The sequence below is a fragment of the Lysinibacillus sp. Y5S-8 genome (assembly GCF_036894365.1).
In the GTDB taxonomy this organism is placed as follows: Bacteria; Bacillota; Bacilli; order Bacillales_A; family Planococcaceae; genus Lysinibacillus; species Lysinibacillus fusiformis_D.
In genome coordinates, this window is record NZ_CP145889.1 from 2,602,159 (window position 1) to 2,616,723 (window position 14,565).

Consider the following 14,565-nt stretch of genomic DNA (forward strand, 5'->3'; position numbering starts at 1 on the left):
ATTCAATATATTGATATTAATACGTAATGAAAGGCATTCATAGATTGGAGTATGTCTTCGTTAGCCATACAGCATAACTGGTTCACGAGTAGCTTGTAAATAGTCTGCTAGTTTTCCAGCAAACACTTTTTCTAAATATGGTAATTGTGCTAGGCAATGAGGCGTCATTAATGCTGGATTTTGATAGATTTTTAGACCACCCACTTTTAATAGCGTCGCTACAAATTGGGAACAAAAATAAGCACGCTCACGTCTCACTTCCTTTTGCATTACCACACCAAAAAGACCGATAAAATTATATTTATAGCGATCCCGATTCCAATACATATAGCGCACAATTTTCATCATCTCTAAATATTGATAATGGGATATCCGACAACGATAAATGACACAATCGGCAGACTCAAATAGGCCTCTTTCTGCATCCTCTCGTAAAAAGCCCCCACTTAACGGATTGTTTAATTGCCTTCGACCAAAGCTATACATCTCAGAAAGCCCCTCATCAAAGGCTATGGATGCATGATTCATCTCTTTGCCCGTATACATGCCTATCGCTTTCGATAGTAATGTCCCTGTTTTAGTTAATACTATGTAAATCGTATGTGCCATATCTTCACCTACTCCAATATTCTCTCTCCTACTACCAATACGTTTTAAATCTTCAAATGGTTTCGTGAATTTCCTTTTTTTAATAAGTATACACAACGAATCTTAAATATTTCCTTAGTAGAACCTGAAGTTTTTCTTAAGATTTAGTTTTATGGGGGTGTATTTAAAATTGAATAGGTACGTTGAAATCAACGTTTCTATGATTTTATTTTTTACTACCTTTATTTATATGAATTTAATTGTATTCTTATGTAGGGTATATTTGGAGTCCAGAGACTTAATGCGGTTGCGATTTCCTCTAAGTCGAACCCATCTTCCCTACATAGAATGTTCGTTCGCACATACGATAGAATAAGTATTAGCAAGATAAAATTTATGGAATTAATTAAACCAGGTACTCAATTTAACGAGAACCTGGTTTTTTAATATTTTCATATTTAAATTTAAAATACATATGTAGAATAACAGAAATTATTAATCCTGCTCCGCAAACTATGTAATTGAATGTAGATGATAATGAAAAGATTTTTGAAACTATAAAAAAAACTACAAAATATAGTAATATAAAAATTGAAGCTATTTGCCTACCAGTACTCATAAAAATCACTTCCTAAAATTAATATAGTTCAAATTTCTAAATTAAAATTGAAATTTTTTTCGTAAAATGACTATTCTTATCTTTTCCATAGTCAATTTTATAGATTTTGTATAAAATGGCTTTTGAATCTATTATTTTATTTTGATGAATCAGTTGAAAGGTCCAGGTACCTTCTAATAAATTAGGCGTAATTTTTAATCCTGCATAATAAATTCGTTCACCATTTTTTTATTCCTCATTAAGCACTCACAGTCCACAAAATGCAATTTTCCTTCTGGGTTAATTATTTGAAAAATAACCGCAGAGTCCTCGGTTATATTTTTTAAGTTTGCCGTATAACAAATTGCTGAATCTAAGTTTGAAAATACTTTTGTTTTATTTACTACTTCAAAAGTGTTATTATTCAAATCTTTTCCTGTACTCGAATTGTTTACAACCACTTTATTTATTTGCTAGGTTAATAAGTCTTCAATATACGAAAAATTCATCTCATCAATAACATGAATACGATAGCAGTTAGGATCACAAACCTAAAATTGATCATTAATAATAAAAGAAAAGTATTCAACCTTACTTAATATTGAATTTTGATATGTAGGAATTAACCAAAGTAGACCATTTTCACTAACTAATTCTATTTTATTTCTACCCATATCCTTATCCAAATAAACTAATAACACAGAATCCAATTTAGTTAGACTATTATAAATGATATTATACATTTTTATCCTCATTAACAATAAAATTATAAAAGTAACAAGTTGATTATATCAACTTGTTACCTCTCTAGAACTATTTAGAACCACGAATTACATCATTATAAATATTATTTACAGATCTAACTCCAAATTCTAAAAGCATACCAGTTCCGCCGCCTTTTAAGGCACCTTTAGCACCTGCTTTTACTAATCCTTGTGCTGTACCTCCCGCAGTAGCGTAAGGAGAATGAAGATTACCATATACAGTTTGTTGAGCAGCCTTATTAATTGCCTTACCATAATCTACAAACGATTGTCCTACTGCTTTTGCAGCATTATTAATAGCTTTACCTGCTTTTGTATTATTTAATGCTTCTCCCATACTTCTACCAGTATTATAAGCATCTGAACGAACTGTTGCCATTTAAAAATCATCCTTTATTTTTAATTTAATACTATTAACTAACTATTTTTTAAAAACAAAATTATCAACAAATATTTATATTAGTAAAACATTACAGAACAGGTACATACTAATATGACATAAATAATTTTTTATCTAGCTATAGCTAAACTTAACTCGAGTAAACATTATCCTATCATTACCAACAACACCATTTCAAGGATGAATTGACGCCAAATTTATGGCGGTCATAGTCTCATTTTATGGCGTTTGTTTATTCCTTCATATGTCAAAAGAAACATTTTACTTAACCACAAGTAAAACACTTGATTTTTTTACTTTTATAATTTTCATTTTAAAATGATATTTTCACAAAACTGTAATACTTTATTTCAGGACAGCTACTTCGCTGTTTTATAATAATTTTCAACCTTTCAAAGTCACCACCTGCCATAATGCCATTATCGAATTTATCCAACCAAGATTTAACGACTGCTTGTTTTAAGTATTCATCTATTGCTTCTTTAGTTATTGAATTTGTAAATTTTATAATGTCATCATTCTTTTTAATTAGTTCATTATGGTTATTCATAGTCATAGCACGGCTAATGCGTTTCAAGAAACTATTCCAACAATCTTCACTTAAAATTCGGTGAGCATAGTATTTATCGTTCCAGTTCTGATGCTTTTTCACTCGCTCAATACCCTACTGGAGTACTTAGTGTACAAAAAACTGGACTGGACAACTAGAAAATAATAGCTATTAAAAGTCACTCAGATGCAGTGAACTATAACTACAATGAATTTCTTCATTTTATTTTAGTTAACTGCACTACATCCAAGTTTCACTAGACATAGCTACGGTCAAATCGCTAATATCAACCTTATTATTAACTGATTAACTATTAAATCACCTTATTAAATACACCTGTTGACATAAATAAAAATAAAATATAAAATTTAAATTGTTAACCAGTTAACAAAAAATAAAATAAGGCTAGGTGACACAAATGGAGAAAAAAAATGATGTTATAGAAGCTTTGCAACGATTAATTACAGAAAGAGAATCGGCTGACAGAAGAAGAAAAGGAATGAAAGTAAATCAGGAGGAAGCAATTGTTTCAGATTGGACATTGACACAATTACACATTGTTGCAGCAATCAAAGAGAAAGGAAAGGCGAATAACATCACACTCTCAGAAACTTTAAATGTTTCGAAACCAGCAATTACAAAAGCAGTAAAAAAGCTATTAGAGCATAATATCCTTGAAAAAATGCAGCAAGAAGATAATAAAAAGGAAGTATATTATATGCTAACAAAATCAGGCGAGATGCTTGCGCTTATCCACCATCAATTACATGAGCAGGCAAAAAATCGTTACTTAAGTATCCTTAATGATTTTAACACTGCGGAATTAGAGACAATTATTCGATTTTTAAACGCTATTACCGAAAACATGAAGTCACATTAAAGCTGTAAAAGGAGAATGTATATGTCTCAACTAGCTCAAACGAAAATACTTGCATTGTATTTATTAAGTATAAGCAGTTTCTTCGCTTCTTTAAATCAAAATATTTATACGCCTGTCATTCCACTCATTCGGGATTCATTTAGCGTATCTATTAATTGGGTGAATTTCACTGTCAGTAGCTTTATTTTTATCATAGCCATGGTTCAAATTTTTTTAGGTGCAGTAATAGATACCAAAAATCAAAAACGGTTGTTGATCTTTAGTTTCTTGTTCATTAGTATCTCGACCATCGTCTGTGCATTTACAACCAACTTTTTAGTATTTATGGTCTTTAGGATTGTTCAAGCCATTGGAGCTGGTGTTATTCCCTTGGTTACGATAAATATGATTTCACACTTATTTGATGGCGAAGCAAGGGGGAGCGCAATGGGTACGTATCAAATACTACTTTCCCTGGCCCCAGCAGTTTCTCCAATAGTAGGTGGAATATTAGGCGAATATTATGGCTACCAAGGTATTTTTTTATGTCTATTTCTTATTGCAACCCTATTACTTGTGTTTATTATGCTGGCATTTCCTAACAACGGAAAAAGAAATAACGGTCAAGAAAATGCTAGTAGCTTTACACAAATCTATCGAGCCATTTTTTTGAATCGTGTCGGTTTAATGACGATGACGGTAAGCTTTTTTGTCTTCTTTATTTACTTTGTCATTCTAGTATTTTTACCGATCTTGCTCCACGATCATTATCATCTATCATTACAAAACATTGGATTATTATACTTACCTTTAACTGTTAGTATGATTTTGGGGAGTGTTATCTTTAAAAAAATACAGAAGAAAGTGACGTTGAAAAAGCTATTTATCACTGTTTTATTTTTCCTCCCGTTGTTAATTATAGCTTTTGGTTTCCTACATACTAAATCAATTATCGTATTAAGTACCCTGTTATTTATGTATGGCTTAGTAATTGGATTTGCCCCTCCACTATTTTCAACGATTATAAGTAATGAATATAGCGAATATAGAGGAGCTGCCTTAGGACTGTTTAATTTTATTCGCTATTCAGGTATGGCAATCGGTGGTATGTTTTCTGGATTAAGTCTTGTTCTGCCAAGTACCCTCCTCTTTGTTTTTTTGGGCGTTTTATTTTTTCTTATTTCGCTATTCCAGTATTTTAGTTTAAAGAATTGTACTATGTAATAAAAATATTTATATGGTTGCTAGTTGGTTGAGCTATCTTCAAAAATTAGCCGCTTCCCTCCATAATTATTATGGTACAATAAACCAATAAGGAGGTTTTCATACAATTATGGAATTATTACTCGGCATTATCCCTGTTTTTCTGCTATTATTTTTTTATCTTGTCCCAGTTGTTTTCATTGTTTGGTTCTTACTTAAATTTATTAACTTACAAAAGGAACAAACTGAAATATTAAGAAATATTTCCGATAAGCTAAATAACTAGCAAAAAAATAATAGACAAAGTCCCAATTTCGACTTTGTCTATTATTTTCTTTTTGCTGATTCAAATTGTTAGGACGAGCTATTTTTTTATATCAATTTACTTTCTTTTAGTAAATCATAGATGATTGTATCCTTTGTTTTATGAATACCTAATTTACCGATTTGTTTTAAGATAAATGGCGCATCTATATCTGTCAATTTTTTACCATCTAGTAAGCGAGCCGTTGACGCTAATAACGTACGAATATCAAAGGCAGAAGCAAATACTTCAGGAACCCCTCGGTCAATTGCTAATAATTGATAAACCGCCTCCATTGCTGTTCTTACTGAATATTCTGTTGTGAATACGGTATCTCTTTCAGTTTCACTAAAATTCCCTATAAAGGCTAAGTTTACAGATCCTTTTGGGACAACTAACGGACGATCGCCTATTGCTCTCGGCATAAAGTAAGATGTGATATATGGCATATAGCATGGGATTGTCTGACAAGAATTTTGCGCTAAATCCGGAATGTCCTCAACAGGTACACCCATATGGTACAACCATTCTTGTGCTATCTCACTGCCACTACATTCCGTGATACTTTTTTTAATAAAATCCCCTGGTTTATTAGATAGTAAACCATAAATCCAAACAACTAATTGATCTTTTGGTTGATTTTTAAAATGAGGTTGTCGATTCAATGTATAGCTTAGCATCCAATTCGAATCTTTTGCTGTTACAATACCACCCGTAACGACCTTCCCCGCATATGGATCTCTTTTACTAATCTTTTCAATATAAGGTGCTACTCGATCATCTAATGTAGTGAGTGTTGCTGAAACAAACCAACTTTCTTTCGGCAAATTATCGCAGAATTTTTCTGGTCTTCCAAACGCAGCATCTTGGGCAGCAATGTTTTTCCAAAGAGACCAGCTTCCTCCTAAGTCAGTTGTTTCAGGGGCTGGTGTGTTATTGTCTCCATACGTTGTACTTTCCGTAATACTACCATTTGTCACAAAAACCAGTTCATTTTCGGTTAGCTCTATATTCTTTTTCTCACCATTTTGCTTTAACACTAATGTATGAGCTACCTTTTTATCTCCAACATTGTCAATTAGAACATTTTCGACAACCGTATTATATTGGAAATCAACATTATGTTTTTCTAAATAGTTGATCATCGGAAGTACCAGGGATTCATACTGGTTATACTTTGTAAATTTCAGTGCAGATAAATCTGGTAATCCACCAATATGATGGATAAAGCGCATAATGTAACGACGCATTTCCATAGCAGAATGCCATTTTTCAAAGGCAAACATCGTGGACCAATACAGCCAAAAATTCGATTCAAAAAATTCATCAGAGAAAACATCTGTAATTTTTTTATCCTCTAGCTTCTCTTCAGGCGTAAAGAATAATTTAATCATTTCTTCAGACGATTGATCGGATAATGTGAACTTTCCGTCATCCTCTAATCTTTGTCCTCGATTCTCCATTAATCTACATTTTGAATAATTAGGATCTTCTTTATTTAACCAATAAAATTCATCTAAAACCGAAGCATTTTCTATTTCTAATGATGGAATGGAACGGAATAAATCCCATAAGCATTCAAAGTGATCTTCCATTTCTCGACCACCGCGAATAATAAACCCTCTTGTCGGATTTAAAATTCCGTCAAGACTACCGCCTGAAATATCTAACTCTTCAAGAATATGAATATTCTCACCTTTCATTTGGCCATCACGAATTAAAAAACATGCGGCTGAAAGTGAGGCAAGCCCCGAACCAATCAGGTAGGCTGATTTTTCATCGACACCTTCGGGTTTTTTCGGACGTGCGAAAGCTTCATAATTACCATTACTGTAATACATAATATCGCCTCCATAATTATTATTCCAATATAGAATAACACTCATTGGCATCTAAATGGGAAAAAGAAAGATAAATTAACAAAAAATTCAAATTTGATAGCATGTCTCCTAAATGGATGCTCGTATCATTTGACATCACATCTTCTTGTATTTTTATAAATCATTTCAAAAAACCCTTTTTAAAAAGGAATTATACAGTATCTACAAATTACATAGCTCCATCTCGATAAAGCATTTATACACTGTTCCATGCTCATTCATTATGCTATACCAGTGGGATAATTATACAATTTTACGGTTGTTAAATTTGCATAATTATTATATTAAAAAATCTTTTTATAACTAAAAATACCTATTCACTGATCATTCTTTTTTCGAATCTCTCATTATCTCGTTTAAAATGACCTGTAATAGCTAATAATAATGGGACTTCTTTGATTTTAGCCTGCTACTTTCACTGACGCTACAATTTACATACATTACAAATAGAGGTGTTTAAATTGACTACATTCGGAAAATCTATATATATCACATTCATTATCGTTGTATTTTTATTATCAACAGGATGGGATTATTTTAAAAATGGGCATTGGGCGTTGCTTGAAAATCTTTTCTATTCGTTATGGGTGGCAAGCTTCTTATTCCTGACATCATTTATACTTAGAAATAAAAAAAATGACACAAAAAAACAAAGCTGATGGCGTTATTTAATAGGCTATCCATTAAAAATCTATTCAGATGGATAACTCCAAGAAGCACATTGAATAAATGATGAATCTTGAAAACGTTTTTCTAAATTTGTTTGGAGGACGATGTTCAAAAACAAGTGTATATTGTTAATATCCAAATTAAGTACTTCTAATCTGCCTCTTTAGCACAGGAAGCGAGTGTACTAATTGAACAATTGCTACCCGTTAGTTTAAGCAAATTTTATATTTCTCTTGAAAGAATTTTCCACCAAAGCATAAAGTATGCCTGCAATACCAAAAATAATAATAGAACTAATCATGCTAAAATTATATTCTTTTATAAAACGGGCATATAACGTGCACTATTAGTTTCAAAGAAAAAAAGAGCTGCCGATGCAACTCAATGTTCTTCAATACTTATACTTATTTAATATTTCTTTTGGAATATGACAATAATCATTTGGACATCTAGCTAACCTATCTTGATGTTCTTCTGCACTTCTTACATAGTTTGTAAGAGGTAATACTTCAACAACTATAAGATCGTAATCATTTCTCTCACCAAGAAACGCCTTTGCCTCTTGTAAGTGTTCAGGCTTTTCACTATATACTCCTGTTCTGTATTTCTCGCCAATATCCTGTCCTTGTTGATTCAAACTGTATGGATCAATGATTTCAAAAAAATATCCCATTAATTCCCTGATTGTGACAATGGTCGGATCAAATCCCGTTTTTACACATTCGGCGTACCCATCATAATCGCCCTCCAGTGTATGACTTGTGCCATTAGCTCTTCCTGCTTCTGTAAACGTAATTCCAGGTAAAGTTTTTATAAAAGCTTGTACTCCCCATAAACATCCACCTGCAAAATATACTATCTCCATACTGACTCTCCTTTTTATTTTAAAAAATTCATTTCAAGTAATATAGGAAGAACAAATGTAATTACTAAGTCTACTACACATTAAAATAATGACAAATTTTATTATGCCACATTATGACCCGATTGTTGAACACAAGTCAAGCAACGCTCTTTAACTAACTGCGTCGTTAGTAAAAAAGCGTCTCTATGTATGGTGGAGGATTATTTATGCTGTTGGTATCTGTGTAAATACGAACCTCTTAAAGTTAATAGGCATAAGCTGATACTATATGTGCATTTGAAAGGATGTCTTGTTCATGATTCCTTATCGCCATGAAGTGTTTCAATTCCCCTACCACGATGATAAATTTATGCATCATGAGTATTGTTACTCACCCTATTTTGCAGGAGCAAATTACTGGAATAACTATCCTTTCCAAGCGGATGAAAGAATTCATGGATCTGTACAACAAAAACTCACCTTTGTACTTGTACATGGTTCATGGGCGGACGCTCACTTTTGGGACGGTGTAGCAGCAGTGCTGCGTAGTCAAGGCCATACTGTCTATACGCCAGAATATGCTGGTCACGGCAACGATCCAAATAAAGATGTCTCACATGCCATGATTACAAAGTCCGTCGTTGATTTTATAACAAAGCTGAACTTGCATAACTTTATTCTCGTTGGACATAGCTTTGGCGGAACGGTAGTTCAGAAGGTAGCTGAACAGATACCTAATCGAATCAAACGGCTGGTTTTTTTTGACGCATTCGTTTTGAAAGACGGAGAATCTGTTGCCGATGAGTTCCCGCTACAAATGAGGCAAGGTTTCGAGCAGCTTAGAGCCATGTCGAAGGACGATACAATTATGCTTCCATTTCCGTTGTTTCGAGATATGTTCGTCAATACGGCTACTTTAAAGGAAGCCAAAGAAATGTATGCTGTTATCTCTCCCGAACCTGCTAAACCGCTTTTTGAGAAACTAGATCTTAAAGCGTTTTATGCCCTACCTACACCCAAAAGCTATATCTATTTTTATCAAGATAATACTTTGCCACAAGGAGATGGCTATGGCTGGCATCCACATATGTCCAGCCGTCTTGGTCAACACCGTCTGATTGTTGGTGATGGTGACCACTTTACGGATTCACGTACTAGACCGGCTATGGTAGCTCAGAAGTTTTACGAGGCTGGCCGCGATTAGCCTTTTCTACTTACAGTAATCATCAAAAGACATCATTACTTTAAAGAAGTTTGTTTTTCTAATTTACACACAGTGGTAATGTTCATAACTATTTAAACATACATTAATGGCGGGATAGCACCTTTAACATCGCCCCCAAGATGTTTTTGTACAATGCTATCCCTTTTTAGAAAATTCTGCATGCAATAAAGAATAGATCAACATATCACTACATTCTCCAGTAACACTGTGGCATTCATATTGTCTTAAATAGCCTTCTTCTGTGAAGTTGAATTTTGTCAGTAACTTCCTTGATGCTTTGTTTTCTTCTGTGAATAGTTTTTAGCCTTACTTAAAAGAACCTCCTCTTGCTTTTTTATGTAAATCAATATTCCCACTGAAAATCACAAACTTATAACTCCTTTTCCCTTATGATAATGGCAATTTAACAAATAAAAGAGGCTACGATTTAATGAAAGTCACTTTATAGGCCAGAACTTCTAGCCACCACATTCATATATTATAATGAAAGGAGTGGCTATTGTGCCTTGGCAACATAAAATTGCTTACTTAATCGGTCAGCCTGTCGGTGTTTCTTTGACAAATGGTCAAGGTACTTCAGGTGTCCTCTGTGGTGTTTCAGGTGGGAAACTACTTGTCCTTGAATATTTGTATCAAAGTCAATTCGCCTTAAAGCAATATGATTTTCATATGATTCAAGATGTCAACGGCTTTCCCCCTTGTCAGCAGCCGTTATACTAAAAAACATCCGTCTAGGATGTTTTTTAGCTTCTGTTCCTTTATAGAAGGCCAAAGCCTTTTTCAAGGAAATACTTCCCGCAGCCTTCTCTTAGGTTTTTCTAGCTTTTTTTATATGGACTTACAATTAAAAGCTAGCGTCTGAGATAGATAACTATCTTCAACAACTAGCTCAGACATACTAATAGTAATGTAAAGTTCTTTCGACTTTACGTTATACTCCTTTATGGTACTTGAGGTCACTTTCGTCCAAGTGACCTCCTTTTACACCTACCCTTTTGTTTGTTTCATCCTTTTACCCTATCAAACGGAATCATTGGAACATCGATACGACAAATTCGTTTTTGTAGGAAGGAGGGAAACAATGGGAATTAATTTAAACTTTTGGTCATTTATTTTTTCTTTAGGTTGTACCCTACTATTTTTTCTATCAGGCACATTGAAAAACTTTTTTGACACCTACCTTCATGTTCATCCATTGACATTGACACTACTTTTGTCCATTGTCTGTTTCTATCTTAGCCTTATGGGCATGAAAGATGTAAGAAATTTAACGACCTTGCTTCGAGGAATATTGACAATGGTTATCACACTTATTTTGATTATTAGTATTTCTTTCATTTTATTTTTCGGTCACTTATTAAGTTAAAAAGTCCCAACTTGCGTTATTTTTATACAAGCCTCCTTGACGAACATTTGTTCTGTAGTTAAAATAATAAAAAAGGAGGCTTTTGTATGCAAACAACAACGAGCATTGAATTAGTACATTTCTCTGAAGACTATGTGGAGCAATTAAATAGCTTTGAACTACCTGAAGAACAACACCAGTTTACAGCCCTTCCAAAAGAAATTACGATCGAAAAGGTTGGACAATATCCTATCGTCATTTTAAGTAATCATGTGCCAGTTGGTTTTTTTGTTCTTCATGCAACGGATAGAGTAAAAGAATATTCCAGTAATCCCCAAGCAATGTTACTAACTGCTTTGTCTATCGATCATCAACAGCAAGGTAAAGGCTATGCTAAAAAGGCTATGTTTGCACTAGCTGATTTTGTCAAACAAGAATTTAAAGAATGTAACGAAGTGGTGTTAGTTGTCAATCATAAAAATACGGCGGCCCAGCATTTATATGCCAAAGTTGGCTTTGTGGACCACGGAGAAAGAAAAATAGGCCCTATTGGTGAGCAAATCGTTATGAACTTGCCGCTTTAAAGTAAACGTCACTCACTTGCATTGTTCAAATGAGTGACGTTGCTATTTTTATGGTTCTTTCCTTGAATTAACACTTCATCACAAATAATGTCTATGAAATCCTGATCATGTGTAATGATAAAAACAATCTTATTTTGATTTGCCATGTGCTGCACCCACTTCGCTACTTTCAACATGTTTGCCCCACTAACCCGCTAGTAGGCTCATCCAGAAGTCAACTTGTGCATCAGCTACAGAAGCTGATGCTAGTGTTTCACGCTGTTTTCTCCATCTGATAGTGATGCAGGGTGTCTGTCCTTTAGTGGGACAAGCAAAAAATTTTCTAGTGCTTCGATCGCCTTGTTGCTTAGAGTCTCTGTTACTTGCCAGCCTAACATGATTTCATTCCCAACACTTGCCACATAAAGTGGATAATCTGGGTCCTGCATGACAAAATAGGTTAGCTTACTTCGCTTTGATGGTGATAACACTTTATCCTTTTTGCTGTCTGTGTAGCCTCGCTAATACCTTATATAGCGTGGTTTTCCCTGCTCCATTTGAATGGTGCCACCCCATTGTCCATAATTAGCCTGCTCCCATATAGTTAACATAATATCGTTATGTTGTACGAATGCATGTGTGTACGAATGCATGTGTGTACGAATGCATGTGTGATCGTTTGTTGTAATTTTTCAAGCTCCCATTCAGCGCATTGCTCACTACTGGCTCACCCAATGTAGAAAACAATGCCTTATGCATGATAATAGTATTAATTCCCCAAAGCGTTTTGCTAATTCCGTTACATCTGCATGGGCTACCCTACCAACTGTTTGGATGCCCATTGTATTTAAATGGACTGCCATCTGTTTGCAATTTAGTTAAATAACAGGGATTTTTCATATGGTATAATCAGGGAATATACAGTGTTTTTTATCATAATGACAAGTTTGACAATGTCTAATGCGATTAAAGATAAAAGGAGGAGTAAAAGATTATGGAACAAAGGATACTTGAATCACTTAACAAAATTTATCCAGTTAATATTATGGCAGTCGAATCAGTGACCAATGAGATGTTTCGATGTATTACAGAACATGGGAACTATTTTGCAAGAATAACAAACTATAAAACATATGATGAACAGTTAGAAGAAATTAAATATACTAATTTTTTGTATAGCGAAGGATTTGGAGTATCCCCCATAATACAATCATTAAACGGAAAATTAATTGAAAAAATGACATTAAAGAGTGAAGTTCTAACCGTTTTATATAAGGGTGCTTCAGGTGCACACTTGCATAGAAGTCAATGGAATGCGAAGGTTTTAAAAGAATTAGGTCGACAAATTGGTCGTTTACATCGCCTATCAAAAACATTTGAAAATATAGAGACCGTTAAATACATTAACGATTGGTATGAGAATGAAGAATATGCTTTTCTGAAATATATCCCTAAAGAAGAAAATATAATTAGAGAAATTGCAGATGAGGTTTTATCCTCAATAAAGGATATTCCGAAAAAACAGTCAGATTATGGTTTGATACACGGTGATTTATGGTTAGAAAACATATTGGTAGATAGTAATAATAGTTTTACGATGATTGATTTTCAAGATTGCGAAAAAAACTTCTATATATTTGATTTAGCTGTTCCAATATATAGTGCGATGGAATATTCATTTGTAGGAAACAGTAACATTGTTGACTATGGTCGTTCTATATCTAACGCAATAATTGAAGGGTATCAGGAAGAAAATTCTATATCATCAGAGATGTTAGAAAAACTCCCTCTATTTATAAAATTAAAGGAAATTTTTGAATACAGTTTAATGCATATGTATTGGGACATAGAAAAATTAACTGAAGAACAAATACGAATAATGAACCATTTCAGGATAAGAATTGAGCATAAACACTCACTTCTGAAAATTTAGGTGAATTTTGTCTATTCAACTAACAGAGCTTTAGTTGAATAAGACTCATTTAATTGATCAAATAAAAATCTCATACTTAACTCCATTTTGATCAATATTTTTTCAAAATGGAGTGTTTTTACGTTTGCTGATAAATGAAGGAAAAATTTTCTTTAATCAATCTTTATTTTAAAGCTACACGTATATGATGAATCAACAATTTTTCCACCTGTGATTTCAGAGCTTGATTTGCATAACGAAGTACTACATCATTACCTGCAGTGGCAATTTGAACGTCACTAAAGTATTCATCTACTAGTTGCCAACCTACTACTCGTATACGTTTTTGTGCAAGTTCTCCTTTGAGGTGAAAATATTCCTGTCTTAGATTCTTTAGCAATGAATCCATCATTGGAAGAAATACCGTTTTCATTTTAAACTGCTCCAATCTACAGTAGTCAACCTGTAATGATTTAATTGCTAATTCTAACAAAAGATATTTATGCAGTAACTGTCTTTCGTTGGCTTTAATCATAATAATCAGCATCCAGTTGGGCTGATTGAATACTTTGGATTGGAATACTTTTCGTTATAAGTAGTGTTTCAAGTATGAGTTCATTAGTATTAATCGATTTAATTATTCCGGTCCATTGTGTGATTTTGTAGTCCTCATACACTTCTAATTTTATGTGCAATTGCTGATTAAAAGCTTGATCAATTGCTTTTTGTAGTTCTTCCAGTTCCCACTCAGTCAATTCTCTTGGCTGCTCTGGATGCTCTTGTTTATACTCTCTAAGAAGCTCTAAATGTTCCGGCAACATCATCGAAGCCCATTTAATATTACCTCTGTCTTGTATCATT

At 33.5% G+C, this 14,565-nt stretch carries 15 protein-coding genes; 6 read left to right on the plus strand and 9 right to left on the minus strand.

From position 1 onward, the window contains the following. Positions 1-60: 60 nt before the first annotated feature. From V6670_RS12725 to V6670_RS12735, 3 genes are all read right to left on the minus strand, one after another. Positions 61-609, minus strand: a complete 549-nt coding sequence (locus V6670_RS12725) for a hypothetical protein (RefSeq protein WP_036116978.1) — start codon at positions 607-609, stop codon at positions 61-63. Between the two features lie 1,390 nt (positions 610-1,999). After that, complete coding sequence (locus tag V6670_RS12730) at positions 2,000-2,329, minus strand: hypothetical protein (RefSeq protein ID WP_338651323.1); 330 nt, start codon at positions 2,327-2,329, stop codon at positions 2,000-2,002. A gap of 334 nt (positions 2,330-2,663) precedes the next feature. After that, a complete protein-coding gene (locus V6670_RS12735) occupies positions 2,664-3,002 on the minus strand; it encodes a hypothetical protein (protein WP_338651324.1) in 339 nt (112 codons plus the stop codon). 316 nt (positions 3,003-3,318) lie between these two features. On the opposite strand from V6670_RS12735, the gene V6670_RS12740 reads away from it, so the two are divergent. Further along, positions 3,319-3,780, plus strand: a complete 462-nt coding sequence (locus V6670_RS12740; protein WP_338651325.1) for a MarR family transcriptional regulator — start codon at positions 3,319-3,321, stop codon at positions 3,778-3,780. 21 nt (positions 3,781-3,801) lie between these two features. Further along, positions 3,802-4,983, plus strand: a complete 1,182-nt coding sequence (locus tag V6670_RS12745) for an MFS transporter (protein ID WP_338651326.1) — start codon at positions 3,802-3,804, stop codon at positions 4,981-4,983. 351 nt (positions 4,984-5,334) lie between these two features. On the opposite strand, the gene V6670_RS12750 is transcribed toward V6670_RS12745, so the two are convergent. Beyond that, a complete protein-coding gene (locus V6670_RS12750) occupies positions 5,335-7,107 on the minus strand; it encodes an oleate hydratase (protein WP_036116942.1) in 1,773 nt (590 codons plus the stop codon). Between the two features lie 1,099 nt (positions 7,108-8,206). Next, complete coding sequence (locus V6670_RS12755; protein WP_141903765.1) at positions 8,207-8,680, minus strand: peptide-methionine (S)-S-oxide reductase; 474 nt, start codon at positions 8,678-8,680, stop codon at positions 8,207-8,209. Between the two features lie 295 nt (positions 8,681-8,975). Here V6670_RS12755 and V6670_RS12760 point away from each other — a divergent pair, with 295 nt between their 5' ends. The 3 genes from V6670_RS12760 (at position 8,976) to V6670_RS12770 (ending at position 11,813) form a co-directional block, all read left to right on the plus strand. Then, on the plus strand, positions 8,976-9,863 hold the full coding sequence (locus tag V6670_RS12760) for an alpha/beta hydrolase (RefSeq protein WP_141903764.1): 888 nt from the start codon (positions 8,976-8,978) through the stop codon (positions 9,861-9,863). Between the two features lie 522 nt (positions 9,864-10,385). Continuing rightward, positions 10,386-10,604 (plus strand): hypothetical protein, encoded by a 219-nt coding sequence (locus V6670_RS12765; protein ID WP_338651327.1) that lies wholly within the window; start codon positions 10,386-10,388, stop codon positions 10,602-10,604. Positions 10,605-11,336: 732 nt separating this feature from the next. Continuing rightward, positions 11,337-11,813 carry a GNAT family N-acetyltransferase gene (locus tag V6670_RS12770; protein ID WP_141903762.1) on the plus strand — a complete coding sequence of 159 codons (477 nt, stop codon included), beginning with the start codon at positions 11,337-11,339 and terminating at the stop codon, positions 11,811-11,813. 8 nt (positions 11,814-11,821) lie between these two features. Here V6670_RS12770 and V6670_RS12775 read toward each other — a convergent pair whose 3' ends face one another. Both V6670_RS12775 and V6670_RS12780 read right to left on the minus strand, forming a co-directional pair. Then, positions 11,822-11,959: a hypothetical protein gene (locus tag V6670_RS12775; protein ID WP_338651328.1), complete on the minus strand. Its 138-nt coding sequence runs from the start codon at positions 11,957-11,959 to the stop codon at positions 11,822-11,824. A gap of 99 nt (positions 11,960-12,058) precedes the next feature. After that, positions 12,059-12,283, minus strand: coding sequence for a hypothetical protein (locus tag V6670_RS12780; protein WP_338651329.1), 225 nt, complete (start codon positions 12,281-12,283; stop codon positions 12,059-12,061). A gap of 503 nt (positions 12,284-12,786) precedes the next feature. On the opposite strand from V6670_RS12780, the gene V6670_RS12785 reads away from it, so the two are divergent. Beyond that, entirely contained in the window at positions 12,787-13,725 is a 939-nt protein-coding gene (locus V6670_RS12785) for a phosphotransferase (protein ID WP_338651330.1), read from the plus strand. A gap of 163 nt (positions 13,726-13,888) precedes the next feature. Here the strand turns inward: V6670_RS12785 and V6670_RS12790 are convergent, their stop codons facing one another. Further along, a complete protein-coding gene (locus V6670_RS12790; protein WP_141903759.1) occupies positions 13,889-14,239 on the minus strand; it encodes an aconitate hydratase in 351 nt (116 codons plus the stop codon). Next, positions 14,232-14,564, minus strand: a complete 333-nt coding sequence (locus tag V6670_RS12795; RefSeq protein WP_338651331.1) for a YolD-like family protein — start codon at positions 14,562-14,564, stop codon at positions 14,232-14,234. The genes V6670_RS12790 and V6670_RS12795 overlap by 8 nt, the downstream gene beginning before the upstream one ends. Position 14,565: the final 1 nt, after the last annotated feature.